Raw genomic sequence first — 16,965 nt, forward strand, 5'->3', positions numbered from 1 at the left:
TGGTACTAGGTAGCTTTTTGTTTGTGTCTTGTATTTTAAGAAGCAAGTCCTTTTATTCACCAATCCCACTATGCCTTAAAAGCATAATTCGATTAACCGATAAGAGCTGGAATGCCTGGAAGCTGACCAACAACAGCAAGGGAGCCTGCACAAACGATAAACGCAGTGCCAGGAATCAGATATTTATCTTTGCGCGATAGTTCGTTAGCACGCTCATGGTCGCCGATAAGCCCGAGGTTATCCAACAGCATCGTGATTGCCCAACCGAAGACAGGATTAACGAATGCACAGGCAAAAATACAGATACCTGCACTGAGTGAATCTTTATGTTTATGGATCATCTGCATACCGGCTTCAAGCAGTGGTAAGAATACACCCACAATCAAAGCAACGCGCAGAACAGGTTCCCACATTGCTAGATCCATTGGGTAGCCAATTACCGCCGCCGCAATACACATGAAACCCGTTAACAGTGCGCCACCTGGAATAGGACGCTTGGCAATTGCGGCAGGAATCATGTACGTTCCCCAAGAAGAAGCTAGGTTTCCGCCCCCTAAGAGTGAACCAACCCCCTGACGAACAGATGCTCCGACCATCGTGTCGTCGACATCCATTAGTACGCCTTTCGCTTCTTTCGGGTAGTTAAGTTCTTGAAACACACGATGGCCGAGATAATCAGGGGACCACATAGCGACAGCCAGTAGAGCAAATGGAGTCACGGCAATAAAGTGCTCTAGGGTTGGCCAGCCTAGCTGCCAGCCTGTATCTTCCCCCCACCAGTAGAATGGACTGAAATTAGGCAGGCCCGGCTCTGTGGTAAAAGCAAACTCAGCGCCCATCAAATAAGCAACAATACCCGCGAGTGCAGAGCACAATGGGATAGCGAGCCAACGTTTATTGATCTTGGCTAAGTAAGCGTAAACCATAACGGTTAGGCCTATGACCACAAACGAAATGTAACCTTGGTCCGTACTTGCAGCCCACGCTTCCGTCTTATTAATTTGCCCGAGCAACCCAACAGCACCAAGGTAGATCAACAACCCTCCTCGAACCCCGATACCAGTCAGAGTCATGAGTTTAGAGCCACCTTTGGTTAAAGCGAGAATTAAACCAAAAACACATACCATCAAACCTAGCGCGAGAGGGTGCCCTCCTGCAGCTGCGATCATAGGAATCAGCGGTATCATTGGACCATGGGTACCCGCTAAGTTTGCATTCGGGTTTAAGATGGCAGAAAACAGGATGACGAACAGGGCTCCAGCGATAAGTAATTCGTAACGCACGTTTTCTGCAATGAATTCCGGAGATAAACCAAACTGAGCAGCAAAAGCGGAAACCATGGCAGTGACCATAACCACTTTACCAATGGTTGCTGCTAATGCAGGTACCCAGTCTTCAATTTCAATACTGTAATCACGTGAGGGCAAATGAATTCCCCAGCGACGGAAGCTCATGACTGTTAAATCATGATTTAGAAAGTCTTCTCGGTTTTCAAATTCATGCGGTTTTTTGCGCACATCCCTGTAAAAAGTCTTACTTTTGTCAGACATTGAGTCATCCTTTTATGTTTCAACGTTGAACTACGTCAACTAGAGTTTCGCTTGGTAGACAGACCTTCGACCAATACGAGACAACACCCACATCAAACTTCTAGGCCATACTAAGAAAGCGGCATGAACCAATTTTGATTTTGAGCTTATTAAGCATGTGTTGCTATGGGTAGGAATATTAGACATTAGTAAAAGAACAACAAAAATCTCACTTATTACACAATAATTTAACATCGAGCTGGGACGCTTGAACTTTTAAGAGTCATTTTTGAGCAGAGAGCCAAGTAGAGCGGCCAATTCCGATTTATACTTTCAAGGTAGAGAGCACTGTGCTCGCATCCATCGCAAAGTAACTATAGATATCTCTGCATTGTATACTTTGTTAAACTCCGCCCTTTAATGAGTAAGGCCCTTAAAAATGATGACTGACGAAGAGAGAATCGAGCTGCAACAGAACAATCCACTGCACGGGTTAAAGCTAGAGACTATGTTGCAAGAGTTAGTAGATTTTTACGGCTGGGACATTCTAGATACAGCAATGCGTTTTAATTGCTTTAACACTAAGCCTTCGATTGCAAGTAGCGTGAAGTATTTAAAGAAAACCGAATGGGCGAGAGAAAAATTAGAAAACTTTTACCTTTATCGCTTTAAGCGTATGCCACGCGCGAGCGAAGAAGAATACAACTTACCACCAAGAGCTCGTACCTTCCCTCATGGCCTTGAACCTAAAGAGCCAATGCCGCTAACCGTTGACTCTATTCTTAAGTCACAAGCTAAAGCAGCGTCTGCATTTAAAAAGCGTTCACCTCGCGGACGCCCTGCTCGTCGCCAATAACACTATCTTGAAAAGCAATAGAGCCCTACTGGTAGCTCCAGCAGGGCTCTATTGTTCTTTAAAGGAATGGCTAGAAGCGAAGACTCAAGCTAGTGAGCATTCCCTTTCTCCAGCAACTCCCGTAAGTAAAATCACATGTAGTTTACGTTTTCTATTGATTACGCTTTTTCTTCTTTTTACCCGTACCTGCTGGCTTCGCTCGCGGCTTCATTGGTAAAAAGTAGGCTTCACTCTGATCGTCTTCCACTTCAAAACCGACTACCTGCTCGCGTTCAAGTTGGAACTTATTTTTCTTTTCTATCACTTTGAAATGGTGGTAGTCGTCGTAATCGATAAGAGATAACCCTAAACCTACTTCACCAGCACGACCACTACGACCGATTCGATGCATATAATCAGCAGGGCTACGCGGAAGATCGAAGTTAATCACCACTGGAAGTTTTTCAATATCAAGGCCGCGTGCTGCGATATCGGTGGCAATAAGAACTTGAATCTCGCCAGACTTAAAACCGTCAAGGACACGAGTACGAGCGCCCTGCCCTTTATCACCATGGAAAACTTCAGCGGTAATACCGCGTTTTGACAGCTTTTGAGCTAAATGGTTACAGGCATTCTTAGCATTCACAAAAATCAAAGTCTGTCGCCACTGATGCTGTTTGATTAAGTGCGCGAGTACCGCCGTCTTCTCACCTTTATTTACACTAAACACGCGCTGCACCAAAGTGCTGGCTTCTGCGCTCTGCAACTGAACTTCAACAGGGTCGCGGAGCAACTGCTGAGCCAGCGTCGTGACTTTATCAGGGAAAGTAGCAGAAAATAACAGCGTCTGTTTCTTCTCTGGTAGTAACGCAAGAATCTTATTCAGTTCTTCGGTAAATCCGAGGCTCAACATTCGGTCGGCTTCGTCAAGAACAAGCGTTTTTACTTGGTCCAACTTAATCGCGTTACTGGATACCAGATCAAGTAATCGACCCGGCGTTGCAACAATGATGTCACAGCCACCACGAAGCGCCAGCATTTGTGGGTTCACCGATACACCACCAAATACGGCAACCGTTTTGATCTTATCTCTGAGATGGTATGAGTAAGATTTGACGTTATATGCCACCTGTGATGCCAACTCACGAGTTGGTACTAAAATCAGGTGGGAAACGAAGTTGCCACGGCGATTGTTTGATTCGTCTTGCTGAACAATTTTTTGCAAGATTGGCAGCGAAAAAGCAGCGGTTTTACCAGACCCCGTATTGGCACCACCAATAATATCTTTCCCTTCAAGGATATCAGGAATAGAACGGGATTGAATGGGCGTCGGTTGGCTGTATTCCAACGCTTCTAGTCGCTCGACTAATGTTGGAATCAGGCCAAGATCGGCAAATGTCGCTTGCTGTGTTTTATCTGTCATTACGATGAGTGGCTCAGTGCTAGTAAAGGCCGTGTATCTTATGCTATTTCGCGTCTGGATGTTAGAAATAATGGCCCAAACAGAAGATTGGTGAAAGAAGCACTATAGGGCTCAGGAATTTCCTTTCACTAACATGAGTTAATGGTTTCGGTAACCAATACTCTACGACCAAGATGGTAGAGCTCACGACAAGCAAAGGGAAAAGGAGCCAGGCATTCTGACTCCTGTAAAACAAAACACATTGTATTTTGGGGAAAGAGATTACAAAGGCAGGCCACATCCGAATCAAAGGCTTAACCACACTATTTAAGCTCTGCGGTTTTAAGAACTTAATATAGCTTGAGAAAATACTATAGCTTGCAGGTGGGCAAAGTTACTTAGAACTTCTACTTAAATTAGTAATGTACGAGTAACTTCAAGTATAGAAAATTACTTAATTCAGTGTCCAAAATTGCTGGTTCGGATCTAGTAAGACAAACGGATTCCCTAAGTTTTTGGGGCTCTTGCTTTAAACGATAATGGAGTACTGTCGAGCTAGAACGTATCTACTCTTCGTGGTTAGTCACAATACATGCTTGTGCAAGCTGTTGATATTCAACTTGCATGGTTATTAGAAAGTCATCTGCATTTTCAAACCTCGCGATTGGCACTCCCAATACAACATCACAGTTAAAAGGAACAAGCATCGCTGTTCCTTTAGGGAGCGCTCGACCTAATCCGCGCATCACCACCGGAATGACAGGACAAGTTTTATGTTCATTAACTAAGTGATAAATCCCTTTCTTTAACCCGCTCATAGTTTCAGGTTCACCGCGACTACCTTCAGGAAAGACAATCAAGATATCTCCTTGATTAAGTGCCTTATGGCACTCATCAAATACAGTATGCCGCTCGCTTTTACTCGGTGAACGATGGATGGGAATAATGCCCAAAATATTGAGTGATAACCATGCTGATACTTTGTTTTTGAGAAAGTAATCGGCTGCTGCCACAGGACGCACCTTATGTACCATACTGATAGGAAAGAGTGCCAGTAATACCAAAGTATCGAGATGACTATTGTGGTTAGCCGCGACCACCATAGGACCATTGCTTGGCAGATTTTGCCGATTAATGATGTTGAGCCCCAAACCAACAAACACCAGTGGTTTCACAAACAGCAAGACGAACAAAACTTTTAAAATTTTCATATCGTCTTCTTAGTAGTAGAGGTAATAAATATAGTGGAAGAATAAGGGGGCGGTGAACATCAGGCTATCAATACGATCTAAAATGCCGCCATGGCCGGGGATAAACTGGCTGGTATCCTTAATTTGTAAGTCACGTTTAACCGATGAAATTACCAAATCGCCAATAAAGCCACTCAAGGCGATAATCATCCCTGCAACTAAACCTTGAACTGAAGTTAATGGTGTCAGGTAAGGTGCCACAAAATAGCTAGTGATGATGATGGTTGCCGCACCACCAATAAAGCCTTCCCATGTTTTGTTTGGACTGACTTTCGGTACGATTTTGTGTTTACCGAAGCTCTTACCCCATACGTATTGACAAACATCACTAAACTGAGTGAATACCAATAAGAACAGTAGCATTCCCATTGAACCGGTCTCTGGATTCTTGCTGGGCAATACCAATAAATATGCCATATGACTAACACAAAATACCGTCAGCATTAGCGCCCAGTGAATGATACCTGCTGAGCGAATGAAACCTTTGGTATCACCAATCAGCACCGCGACCATTGGAAGATAGAGGAAGGTGAAGACAGGAATAAAGATGATATACATGCCATACCAACCGATTGATAACCAGTAGTATTGAAACGGGATCGAAAGGTAAGCCCAGAAGATCACACGTCGATCTGTCATGCGCGTTGGTACTACAGAGAGAAACTCTTTCAGCGCCATAAAACTCAAAAAGGCGACAGAAATCAGCGTGTATTGAGTGGGCAGATAGAGCACAACAAAGACGATTCCGATCATCCACCACCAAGAACGAATGCGAAGTTTAAGCTCGTGGTAATCCTTATTAAGATTATGGCGTGACAAATACAGGTAAACCAAAGTGCCAATCACTAGTACGAGTGTGATGGCGGCCATCATGTATAACGAATGCGTAGGGATATTAATCATGGTTAGTTTCACCTACCGCCTTATCGATTGTCTCGTTGGCTGTTAGAGACTTAGAATGCTTGGCCTGATGATTTTTTTCATGGTTCAATAATAAGTTAGCGAGTTCTTTTTTAGCATTAAAAATACATACCAAACGACGCCAACAAGTTACAGCACAGCCAATTACCATGATTGCAAGCGATATGTCCATCAAATAAATGCCAAGTGATAACGTAAACCAATGGTTAATCGCCATTACTAAAAGAGTTACTGTGAGTAGGGCCATTCGATGCTGCTTAGCCATTGGTCCTCGAAAGTCGGCCGAGCAGTCCATGCTAACACCCAAAACGCGAATGTAAGCTGAGAGTACCGCTAATAGTGCCGCAATCCAAGCTAGAGGCATAGAAAATGCTGAATGAGCAACGAAACCAGCAGCGATAATCAACAGCGGATCGGCAATACGGTCTGGAACATCGTTAAACAACTCACCAGCAGGGGTTTTCTTCCCACCTTCTACAGCGACCATTCCGTCAAATAGATTGCACAATAACCGCATTTGAACCATCAGAGCGAACAGCACTAACCAAATTGGCGTAGGCCAGAAGCGATAACTAGCTGCAAAAGCAAGGCCAATAGCGGCAAAGAGGATGCTCATCAGTGAGATTTGGTTAGGGGTAATGTTTTTTTGGCTCAGCCAAATAGCAATTCGTTTGATAACTGAGATTTTACGCACTGCAAGAGGGCGTCGATTAGACTCGTTTTTGGATTCCATGCAGTCCATGTCCTTAAATAAGTTTTGTCGCTGTTACAGCAATTGCACATATAATTATTGGTTGACCTAAGAAAGCAGCAGCAAACAACGCGGCCTCACCATGTGCGCTCTGGAGTATAAATTTGAACATGTCAGAGCGAACATTCCCAAACCAATACACTAGGTGGTAATCATCTTTAAACACTAGGTCACTGGCAGCAATACTCGCCGATACAACAAACGTTAAAGCTCCTGCACCTTTAAAGTTTGCAACCCTAGATTTCGGGCTAAAACCCGGTTGCATTGCTTTAAATGAGTTAAGCGAGTATTTTTTCGGTTCATGTTGATACGAGCGCCATTCACAAACGCATGTTTGAGTGCTTTCCCGTTCTGATCTGTCCCATTGAATGCGACAATGATTTTTCCTCTGCTCTCAACAAGATCCGCCTTAATGTTCATATCCCCGAATTGCTTAGCAATAGACGCGGCGTCAAACATCGGCTCTGTGTGGTTGAACCATGATTTTGCTGCATTAATACTCGCAACCAGAATCGAGCCAAACGTTATGCAATATCTTGTACGCATCTTCTAAATCAGTAATAAGTATATGTTGATGATTTTTAGCCATTTCATCTTCAAGTGAACACTGTTGCCCGGTAGAATCGCTCAGAATTTGAGGCGTTTTTAAACCTTGAGAGATTTGACCTAATCCAGCCTCTTGTCTATCTCTAAGAACCCTCTCTCTAATTTCTGTCCTTCGCTTTTCATCGCTCGCGGTATACCTCAACTCTTCCCTCTTCCTGCGCTCTCGACGTTGGCGAGCTACTCGTTCTCTAGTTGTTTCTTGTCTTTCTTTTTGGGCTACGGAGCGGATTCATATCTCATGGGAGTCGGTTTTACTGATAAATAAAAAGGATAATAACAATATTTTCAGTTATTTATCATCCTCAAAAAGATTACCTGATGATTTAACCAGTTAAATAGACAATTTGACAGACCAAACAGGCACAATGAAGGCTCAATAGTGTTGGGTTACATTCTATCGGATAACTTTTCGTAGGGTAAAATGAACGACACAGATCTTCTAGAGTGTTTGGTCTAGCGAGTTTTGGGGCACTTTTGCGTTAGAAGTTGCCCACGGTAAAATTTCTGGACAAAAGCGTTTTAGTTCACATGCTCCGCCTGACGTTACTTAATTTTGGCCTATAAAAAATTTTTATTCATTGCAAATGAATGAGCAATGACAATCATTCAGTTTTCCCTTAAAGCCAATCACACCAATATCTAGATCACTGATTTCTTAGCTTGCCACTGCTAGCGTGTGTGTTTCTTGATGTAAAACAGGAAATAACACACATGGCACTACCCACGCTCACCGAGGATAAAGGCAAAGCTTGACTCTTCAAGGTCATTACCTAAATACCAGAGCTAAATGCTTGTCTAATGAGGTTATTCTTGGATAGTGGAATGACAACACTAGAGATATACCGCATCCAAGTTCGTGATATTGTGAAGAAGAATGGACAGTTAACAAAATTCTTTGCGGTTAAAAGATGGTGAGCATCCTAGCATACTAATCGGTAGAAGCACTTTTGCAGTATGACTGGAACATAATGACGTGAACGTACCAATCATTCATTTGATGATTGGGGATAAGTCATTAGAAACAACATTGAGGCTAATATAAACAGATACTGTAAGTATGTTAGCCATTGCTGATATGGAGTTTAAAAATAAAACATATGCTGAACAGTTGTGTTGTAGTGGTCAACTAAAATTTAGAGGGGCACCTTGTATATGGAAAGCTTCGTCTGTTTTTTATAGTAGAATAGACATAATATACAACAGGTTAAGTTTTATTGAATAAGGGAAGATAATGCAGAAGTTACAGCCAATTCTTTTGATAGGATTATTTTTACTGGCAGGCTGCGAAAAAGAAGCTACCCCAACACATCCGCTTATGCGGCAAGAATTGGTTGAAATGATCAAAGCAGGTAGAGATGTAACTCAGGTAGATGTTTCTAAAATTAAAGATATGAGTAGACTTTTTGCTCATAGGCATACATTTAACCAAGATATCTCTAGATGGGATGTTAGTAACGTTACTAACATGTCCTATATGTTTCATGATGCTAAAGCGTTTAATCAGGATATCTCTGGATGGGATGTTAGTAACGTTACCAATATGACCAATATGTTTAGCCATACTCATTCTTTCAACCAGAACATATCGGGGTGGAATGTTAGTAATGTGACGGATATGACAGCCATGTTCTTTGCGGCTAGGACCTTTAATCAGGACTTGAGTGCTTGGAATGTCTTGAATGTGGCCAACTATATGACTTTCAATTACGATGATGATGAAATGACTTCAGCGCTGACGGATGAGCATAGACCCAAATTTCTTCCAATGAAGGTTACTGTCGATGATATTAAGGCGATGCTCTACTTCAAGGAGGATATATCAAACGTTGATACTTCTGAAATAACAGATATGAGTAAGCTTTTTTATGAAATGCATTCCTTTAACCAGGATATTTCTAATTGGGATGTTAGTAATGTAACCAACATGGCGGGAATGTTTTGGAAAGCAGACTCTTTTAATCAAGACCTATCAAAATGGAATGTCTCCAATGTGACCAATATGAGAACTATGTTCGGTGGTGCTAGCTCTTTTAACCAAGATATTTCAAACTGGAACGTTGGCAAGGTTGAGGATATGAATGGAATGTTTGCTAAGGCAAAGTCTTTCGATCAGGATATCTCAAGCTGGAATGTAAGCAAAGTCAAGACTATGGAAGGTATGTTTGCTAATGCTGTATCATTCGATCATAGCATAAATCTCTGGGATGTAAGTAATGTTGAAAATATGTCCTACATGTTTTATCTGGCGAGAAAATTCAACCAAGACTTATCAGAATGGGATACAACTAGTGTACGATATATGTCGTATATGTTTCATGGAGCGAGTAAATTTAATGGAGATATCTCATCTTGGAACACGGGTTCTGTGCACTACATGAAAGGTATGTTTTATCAAGCAGAGAATTTTAATCAAGACATCTCCAACTGGGATGTTACTGGAGTGAATAGTACTTATATTATGTTCTACGGAGCCAAATCTTTTAATCAGGACATAAGCAATTGGGATATAAGAAATATTAACTCAATGTGGGGAATGCTTCATGGTACAGAGTCCTTCTCTTATGATTTATCCGATTGGGCTCTTGATTCTATTTTATACGCAGATCCTGAAGAATCTACTCTTTAATCCTTTCTCTAGATTTCCTATAGTTAAATCACTGATAAAGCATGTACATTTGCGTGGATACTTATTTCTCTAAATAAGCGTTCTCAATTGTAAACGGTATAATCTAATTGGTACACACACCAAAAGGATACAGTGCTAGGACTGAATGGCCCAAAAAGAGTCAGCCTAACGGTCTGGCTCTTTTGAATGAAAAAATAGTCTGGTGGGAGAACTTGTAAGGCTGTGGCAGGTTACACTCACTTACTCCTTAGGCAGGTGACCAGTTTCCTTCGCAAGCTTTTGCATCGCCTCGGCAAACGTTGTTGTCCCGCCTTTAGCTTTAAGCTGTATTACCTTATATCCCAACTTTTCCAACGCTTGGCGCTCTGCCAAAACAGCTTTGTCATTGTGTTGGCTACCTTGAGCTGGCTGATGAATGTAGCATCCCTCTAGTTTACCATCTTCGACCAATTGGTGATGTTTCAGTGCATCGATATCAAAATTCATAATAAGTCTTTTCATTAAGAGTGGGAGTTTCTGTGGCTAGTTACATACGCTTCAAAGGCTTCACGACACCATCTAAGCCTTCAATTTTGAGCGCTAAACATAGCTTGAGCAAATCCCCTAGCTCGCCGCTTGGCCAGCCCTTTTTATCAAACCACAGTAAGTATTCTTCAGGCAGGTCGATTAACACTCGCCCTGCATATTTCCCAAATGGCATTTGCATTCTAGCGAGTTTAATGAGGTTTTCTTTTTCTAACATAAGTGACAGAGAGTTAAGGTAACTCGCCCAAGGGTAACACTGGTTCTCCCTCCTCACCAGCAAATCGCAGTCACGTTTATTTTTGGCGGCCTTGACTCGCTTTATGCTAGAGTACGCGGCATAAAAAATGAGAACGAGAAAGCAATGAAGTCACCTTGTCGAGCAGCATGTAAAAATAACGCCGGAATATGCTCTGGTTGTCACCGAACGATGGATGAAATCATCCAATGGAAAGACAAAACCGATCTCCAACGAGATGCGATTATCGAACAAATCGCAGGAGAAGATTCAACACACAGTTGTCCTGAATGCGGGACTCAAGCCCATTGTGATATCGCCGCAGGCAAAGAGACATGCTGGTGCTTTACTATTGAAACCCGTGATTTACCCAAGCCAAGCGCCAACCAGCTGTGTTTGTGCCGAAAATGTCTAGAAAAAAAGCCAGTCGCGTAATACGACTGGCTTACTGATCATCGTTTTCTGACTGGTGTTTATTTAGCGGTTAAAGCGGACGCTTCAAACTTAATGCCTTCCCACCCTGTCACCATAAAATTACGAATATTCTGGTGATCGCTGTTCTCTGGATGCTGCAATACATCTTCACGATAAAAACGGCCAAAGCAGGCTAGCGTCGCTTCTTTGTCTAGGTTGTTTAGCAAACCGAAAGCGAAGATCTTACACGAACCGTTGTTCTCGCCTGCATTGTTTTGTGTCTCACCATTTACAAAAGCGGTTGGCTCAAACGTATAGTTATCTTCGATCACCGCCATCGTTGCTTCAAATTCGACCTGCTCTGGTGACGCTGCCAATAAATCTAAAAACGATTTTAATTCCATTATTCCTCTATCCCTACCTCATCATATTGATGACACATTAGTTTCATAAAAAGCCAATATAAGAGTCATCAATCATACATATATTCAGAGCCTTACCAAATCACACGTCATTCAGCGCTCTATCATTCCAGTTGCGGAAATGGACAGCAGCATAAAACCCATGCTGATTGACAACCTATCGGATTGATAAGGAGATATCATGATCACCCCTTTAAAGGCAATCGGTGCACTCGCATTGTCATCACTTGCCATCGCGTGTTCATCACAACCCGAAGATACCGTGGCTTCATTCGCTACACAATGCAAACCTACCACTGCGCCCGTTGCTGGGGAAACTTCAATTCAAGGGTTAACGTTTATCGGGACATCCGTTGCTGATGCTCCATTCGACACATCGGCAGCTGAAATCGTCAGTTATGACGCCTGTACAGATAAGCTCTATGTGGTGAATGCTCAAGCAAAACGTATCGATGTAATGTCTATGGATGACAACGGCGTACCAACGCAAAGCGCATTCATTGATCTCAACAGCGCTGGCGAAGCAGCGGGCATTGAAATTGGCGCAGCAAACAGTGTCGCTGTATTCAATGGTTTGGTAGCAGTTGCGATTGAAAACAGTAATAAACAAGCGAATGGTATTGTTGGCTTGTACCGCTCCGGCGATTTGTCATTAGTCACGACTTTCCCAACAGGCGCATTGCCAGAAATGGTTGGCTTCTCAAAAGATGGCCGATACATCGCAACCGCTAATGAAGGAGAACCAAACAGCGATTACAGCATTGACCCTGAAGGTAGTATCACTTTGATCGATCTGAGCCTTGGTGTTACTCAAGCAGAAGTGACACAAATTGGCTTTAACGAATTTGATGGTTCACGAAAAGCAGAGCTCCCAATGAATGTGCGTATTTCGGGGCCAAACGCCACCGTCGCACAAGATCTAGAGCCTGAATACCTCACTTTTGCAGATAACGGTAAAATCTATGTCGCGCTACAAGAAAATAACGCCATGGCAATCGTCAATCCAGAGAGCAAATCGGTAGAAAAAATTGTTGGCTTAGGTGAGAAGTCTTGGTCGGGCGCTAAACTCGATGCATCCAACAAAGACAAAATCATTGGGAACTTGAAAAGCTACCCACAACTGGTTGGCTTATTTATGCCTGACACTATCGACAGCTACTCAGTGAATGGGAGTACTTACATCGTATCTGCAAATGAAGGCGACGGGCGTGAGTACGGATTCAAAACCACTCAAGAACTGTGCGACAAAGCTGGCTTTATGTGGGATGAAGACGATTACCTCGGTACAGATGAATATACATCTGAGCAAGGAACCTGTTTAAGCCATATTGATGAAGTGCGCGGTAAGAAGCTGAAAGTAGCAGCAGAACACCCATTGGCAGAGGCACTAAAAGACAACAAACAACTCGCGCGTTTAAAAGTGATTAAGCCGGAACAAACGCTTTCTGCACAAGAGAATGTTCAATCATTTGGCGCGCGTTCATTCTCGATTTGGGATGAAAACGGCAAGTTGGTCTTCGATAGTGGTGACGATTTCGCGACTATCGCGCTGCTGAATGAAGGCAAGAACTTCAACAGCACCAACGATAACAATAATAGTGGCAATGACCGAAGTGATGATAAAGGTATTGAGCCAGAGGCGATTGAAGTAGCACAAATTAACGGTCGTCATTACGCGTTTATCGGCTTGGAGCGTCAAGGCGGTATCATGATTTATGACATCACAGACCCGAAACAAGCGCAGTTTATGCATTACGTAAACCGCCGTGATTACAATCAGCCAGTATGTACAGAAGTCGAAGATGGCGAATGCATGAACGACACATACAATCCAAAAGCAGGCGATTTAGGTCCAGAGTCCATTAATTACTTTACCCGTAACGGTGGTCATTTTATCGTCGTTGGCAATGAGGTATCGGGCACGACATCCGTCTTCCGAATCAATCTATAAAGTAATGTAAAAGTCATTTAGAACCAAAACGCCCGACGTAAGCCGGGCGTTTTTTGTATGAGGTAATGTCCTACTCTGCCGATGCTAGCGCGTCACACTTTGATGCGCAGATAAAATCGTTTTTATGCAGACCTTTGATAGAGTGACTCCACCACGTTACGGTAACCTTACCCCACTCCAACAAAATAGAAGGATGGTGGAACTCATCTTCTGCCAGTTCCGCGATTTTGTTACTGAAAGCCCATGCTTGTTTGAAGTTCTTAAATTTATACACCTTTTCTAGTTGAGGTATGTCTTCTCTTTCAATGATCTGCCAATCAGACAATTGCAGCAGCAGAGATTGTTGTTCTTCTTTGCTTAGTGCAATGGCATCGATACTACAAGCTTCGCATTTTTGTTCATTCAACATGAGCAGGTTCCTTTGGTTCAAAAAGTGGAGGAAGCAGTCCAGCTTCAATCGCTAGATCGGCTTGTTTCAATAAATTCAACTGACTGATTTTAAAAAGCAGAGAAAAGTCATCAATCACGTAATACTTCGGTTGCATGATGTCGATACGATAAGGCGTTCTCAGCACTGTTTGTAATTCAAATGGGTCGCGAATTGCTACATCACTCTCTAATGCGTAGAGGGTTTCGCCAGGAGATGAAAGAATACCACCACCGTAAATTTTGGTTTTGTCCCCTTCTTTCACCAAGCCAAACTCTACGGTAAACCAGTAGAGGCGAGCGAGATAGGCTCTTTGTTTTGGGGTAGCGGCTTGCCCTAGTTGACCATAATGCTCGGTAAATGCAGCAAAGTCTGGGTTGGTTAACATCGCGCAATGACCAAATATTTCGTGGAAGAAATCTGGCTCCTGTAAGTAATCGAACTCATCTCTTGTACGCAAGAATGTGGCGACTGGAAAGCGCTTATTACCGAGTAGATTAAAAAATCGGTCGAAATCAATAAGCGCGGGAACGGGCTCCACTTGCCAACCTGTTGTATCCATCAAGACACGATTAATTTCTGGCAACTGAGGAACGCGGTCTTGAGGTAAATCAAGCAGCGTCAAACCGTGTAAATAAGCCTCACAAGCTCTGTTTTGGATCACACCCATTTGTCGTGTTACCAAATCTCGCCAAATGGCGTCTTCTTCACGGCTCCATTCAACCCTGCCTTCCTGGTTTACGGGTTTAGAACGATACTGGGTCATGGCTCATCTCCATTAACAAATCCTTTACATTAAGCCTATCTGTAGTCTTAAGAGCTTCCAATCCCTGCGCGATTTTCTCAGCATCATCCTGATGTAACATATTGTTTACAACCCATCATAACTGCATGATTTTTATGACACGATATAATATCTGGCTTGTTTGACTTTATCGTGTATTCCTCTCACACTAAAACCTGTTATCACTTTGTTATAGAGGGACCTATGCGCGAGAGCAGCAAAGTATGGCAACCGAGCGACAGTCGTATCGAAGAAGCCAACATTACACAGTTTATTGAACACATTAATCGACAAGGAAATACCCTTGAAAGCTTCGCTGATCTGCATCAATGGTCACTCGATCATGCAGAAAAATTTTGGCAGGAAGTTTGGCTATTCTGCGACGTCATTGGCACTCAGGGAGAGACCATAAAAGAGCGAGCAGAAAGTCGCTGGCAGCAACCTGTTGAAAATAGGGATATAAAATGGTTCCCAAACGCACAAATTAACTACGCCGAAAATTTGCTAACCTACGCGTGTCACCAACCCGATGATCTCGCTATTTGGTTTGAAAATGAACGTGAAGAAAAACAGACCTACACCTGGAAACAATTGTGCGAAGAAGTTTCGAGTGTGCAGCAATGGTTGAAAGAATGTGGAATTAAGCAAGGTGATGTCGTCGCTGGTTATTTACCTCACCTACCTCAAACGGTGATAGCCATGCTAGCAACCACCAGTTTAGGGGCGACCTGGACTTCCACCTCACCTGATTTTGGCGTCGAAAGCGTTTTGGAGCGCTTTGGTCAAGTGAAACCCAAAATCCTGTTTACTTGTGATGGCTATACATTCAATGGCAAAACTTTCGATATGTCAGAGAAAAACCAGCATATTGCGGATCATCTTGAAGGTCTTAAACAAGTTTGCCAAATTAGCTACCTTAAACCACACATTTTTGAATGCGATGTCTGCACCCAAGATTGGCAAAACGTCCTGAATCAATACACACCCGAAGCGCTGACTTTTACTCGTGTGAATTTTAACGATCCGCTATTTGTGCTTTATTCTTCAGGCACAACAGGCAAACCGAAATGCATCGTTCATTCCGTCGGCGGAACGGTGCTTAATCACTTGAAAGAGCATCAACTGCATTGCGATATTCAACCGAACGAACGCGTGTTTTATTACACGACCTGCGGTTGGATGATGTGGAACTGGCACGTTTCTTCACTCGCGAGCGGTGCATGTTTGGTGATTTTTGATGGTAGCCCTGTTTACCCCACTCATGATGTGCTCTGGGACCTCGCAGAACGAGCCGAAGTGACGCTGTTTGGAACCTCAGCAAAATACCTAGAGGCGCTGGAAAAAGCATCTTTTTCTCCGCAGAAAAGTGATGCATTTCCAAGTCTGAAAACCATTTGCTCAACGGGCTCTGTTCTGTATCCAGAACAGTTTGATTATGTCTATCAGCACATTAAAGAAGATGTACACCTCGCCTCGATTTCTGGCGGAACAGACATTTGTGGCTGCTTTGTATTAGGCAACCCTATTTCTCCCGTTTATCGGGGAGAGTGCCAATCAGCAGGGTTAGGGGTCGATGTCCGAGTCTTTAACCCACAAGGTAATAGCGTAATGGGAGATCGCGGTGAGTTGGTTTGTGCCAATTCATTACCCAACTTCCCTGCTGGCTTTTGGAACGACACCGGTGAGAGATATCATCGCGCTTATTGGGATAAATTCGACAATATTTGGCACCACGGCGATGATGTTGAACAGACCAGCGTTGGGGGATACGTGTTTTATGGTCGAAGTGATACTACGTTGAATCCCGGTGGCGTAAGAATCGGCACGGCCGAAATCTATCAGCAAGTGAACTGTATAGACGGTATTCTAGATTCGATCGCAGTAGGAAAAGAAGTCGATCGCAACGAACAAGTATGGCTGTTTGTCCAATTAGTCAAAGGGGTAGAGCTCAATGACGAGATGATCGCTTCCATCAAAGCACAGCTAAAGTCTGCATGTTCTCCAAGGCATGTACCTAGTGCGATTTACGCAATAAGCGATATACCTAAGACACGCTCAGGAAAGCTGGTCGAGTTAGCCGTTAAGCAAGTCGTTAACAACCGAAACGTCGAAAATTTAGGCGCAATAGCCAACCCTGAAGTGCTGGAGGAGATACGCAGGATAGTCGTCTCAAAATAACCTCCGAAGACTTAGTTGTTCGAGTATGTCCTTGCCTGCACCACGACGACTTGTTTAGAGCAAGTGAAGTTACATATACCCTCAGCAGATAAGAAAAAAGCGAGCTTGT

Annotated in this window: 15 protein-coding genes and 1 pseudogene; 5 read left to right on the forward strand and 11 right to left on the reverse strand. The window is 43.2% G+C overall.

Translation table 11 applies throughout. The features are described 5' to 3' along the window. Window positions 1-92: 92 nt before the first annotated feature. Window positions 93-1,550, reverse strand: a complete 1,458-nt coding sequence (locus R7P74_RS04565; RefSeq protein ID WP_054576803.1) for a DUF3360 domain-containing protein — start codon at window positions 1,548-1,550, stop codon at window positions 93-95. A 418-nt stretch (window positions 1,551-1,968) separates the two neighbouring features. On the opposite strand from R7P74_RS04565, the gene R7P74_RS04570 reads away from it, so the two are divergent. Next, a complete protein-coding gene (locus R7P74_RS04570) occupies window positions 1,969-2,385 on the forward strand; it encodes a VF530 family DNA-binding protein (RefSeq protein WP_005375544.1) in 417 nt (138 codons plus the stop codon). A 151-nt stretch (window positions 2,386-2,536) separates the two neighbouring features. On the opposite strand, the gene R7P74_RS04575 is transcribed toward R7P74_RS04570, so the two are convergent. The 5 genes and pseudogenes from R7P74_RS04575 to R7P74_RS04595 all read right to left on the reverse strand — a co-directional run bounded on the left by R7P74_RS04575 (window position 2,537) and on the right by R7P74_RS04595 (window position 7,534). Then, window positions 2,537-3,787, reverse strand: a complete 1,251-nt coding sequence (locus R7P74_RS04575) for a DEAD/DEAH box helicase (protein ID WP_005375545.1) — start codon at window positions 3,785-3,787, stop codon at window positions 2,537-2,539. Between the two features lie 545 nt (window positions 3,788-4,332). Then, window positions 4,333-4,977 carry a lysophospholipid acyltransferase family protein gene (locus tag R7P74_RS04580; RefSeq protein ID WP_225473279.1) on the reverse strand — a complete coding sequence of 215 codons (645 nt, stop codon included), beginning with the start codon at window positions 4,975-4,977 and terminating at the stop codon, window positions 4,333-4,335. A gap of 9 nt (window positions 4,978-4,986) precedes the next feature. Further along, complete coding sequence (locus R7P74_RS04585) at window positions 4,987-5,919, reverse strand: phosphatidate cytidylyltransferase (RefSeq protein ID WP_017635765.1); 933 nt, start codon at window positions 5,917-5,919, stop codon at window positions 4,987-4,989. Next, a complete protein-coding gene (locus R7P74_RS04590; RefSeq protein ID WP_080996661.1) occupies window positions 5,912-6,679 on the reverse strand; it encodes a CDP-alcohol phosphatidyltransferase family protein in 768 nt (255 codons plus the stop codon). Before R7P74_RS04590 ends, R7P74_RS04585 begins: the two co-directional genes overlap by 8 nt. Before the next feature lie 4 nt (window positions 6,680-6,683). Next, window positions 6,684-7,534: pseudogene (locus R7P74_RS04595) on the reverse strand (hypothetical protein). Between the two features lie 991 nt (window positions 7,535-8,525). Here R7P74_RS04595 and R7P74_RS04600 point away from each other — a divergent pair. Then, window positions 8,526-9,920, forward strand: a complete 1,395-nt coding sequence (locus R7P74_RS04600) for a BspA family leucine-rich repeat surface protein (RefSeq protein ID WP_053303747.1) — start codon at window positions 8,526-8,528, stop codon at window positions 9,918-9,920. Between the two features lie 240 nt (window positions 9,921-10,160). On the opposite strand, the gene R7P74_RS04605 is transcribed toward R7P74_RS04600, so the two are convergent. Together R7P74_RS04605 and R7P74_RS04610 are read right to left on the reverse strand one after the other, a co-directional pair. Next, window positions 10,161-10,406, reverse strand: a complete 246-nt coding sequence (locus tag R7P74_RS04605) for a hypothetical protein (protein WP_033906842.1) — start codon at window positions 10,404-10,406, stop codon at window positions 10,161-10,163. Window positions 10,407-10,446: 40 nt separating this feature from the next. Beyond that, a complete protein-coding gene (locus tag R7P74_RS04610) occupies window positions 10,447-10,662 on the reverse strand; it encodes a DUF3820 family protein (protein WP_206952771.1) in 216 nt (71 codons plus the stop codon). 144 nt (window positions 10,663-10,806) lie between these two features. On the opposite strand from R7P74_RS04610, the gene R7P74_RS04615 reads away from it, so the two are divergent. Further along, complete coding sequence (locus tag R7P74_RS04615; protein WP_080276966.1) at window positions 10,807-11,115, forward strand: cysteine-rich CWC family protein; 309 nt, start codon at window positions 10,807-10,809, stop codon at window positions 11,113-11,115. 38 nt (window positions 11,116-11,153) lie between these two features. Here R7P74_RS04615 and R7P74_RS04620 read toward each other — a convergent pair whose 3' ends face one another. Continuing rightward, window positions 11,154-11,498, reverse strand: coding sequence for a HopJ type III effector protein (locus R7P74_RS04620; RefSeq protein ID WP_005375560.1), 345 nt, complete (start codon window positions 11,496-11,498; stop codon window positions 11,154-11,156). 199 nt (window positions 11,499-11,697) lie between these two features. On the opposite strand from R7P74_RS04620, the gene R7P74_RS04625 reads away from it, so the two are divergent. After that, on the forward strand, window positions 11,698-13,467 hold the full coding sequence (locus tag R7P74_RS04625) for a choice-of-anchor I family protein (protein WP_318122712.1): 1,770 nt from the start codon (window positions 11,698-11,700) through the stop codon (window positions 13,465-13,467). 70 nt (window positions 13,468-13,537) lie between these two features. On the opposite strand, the gene R7P74_RS04630 is transcribed toward R7P74_RS04625, so the two are convergent. Together R7P74_RS04630 and phhA are read right to left on the reverse strand one after the other, a co-directional pair. Beyond that, complete coding sequence (locus tag R7P74_RS04630) at window positions 13,538-13,876, reverse strand: 4a-hydroxytetrahydrobiopterin dehydratase (protein ID WP_005375563.1); 339 nt, start codon at window positions 13,874-13,876, stop codon at window positions 13,538-13,540. Continuing rightward, window positions 13,866-14,660, reverse strand: coding sequence for a phenylalanine 4-monooxygenase (gene phhA / locus R7P74_RS04635; RefSeq protein WP_258670074.1), 795 nt, complete (start codon window positions 14,658-14,660; stop codon window positions 13,866-13,868). The genes R7P74_RS04630 and phhA overlap by 11 nt, the downstream gene beginning before the upstream one ends. A 222-nt stretch (window positions 14,661-14,882) precedes the next feature. Here phhA and R7P74_RS04640 point away from each other — a divergent pair, with 222 nt between their 5' ends. Further along, on the forward strand, window positions 14,883-16,856 hold the full coding sequence (locus R7P74_RS04640) for an acetoacetate--CoA ligase (protein WP_258670072.1): 1,974 nt from the start codon (window positions 14,883-14,885) through the stop codon (window positions 16,854-16,856). The last annotated feature ends 109 nt before the right edge of the window (window positions 16,857-16,965 follow it).

This window comes from Vibrio sp. 2033, assembly GCF_033339735.1.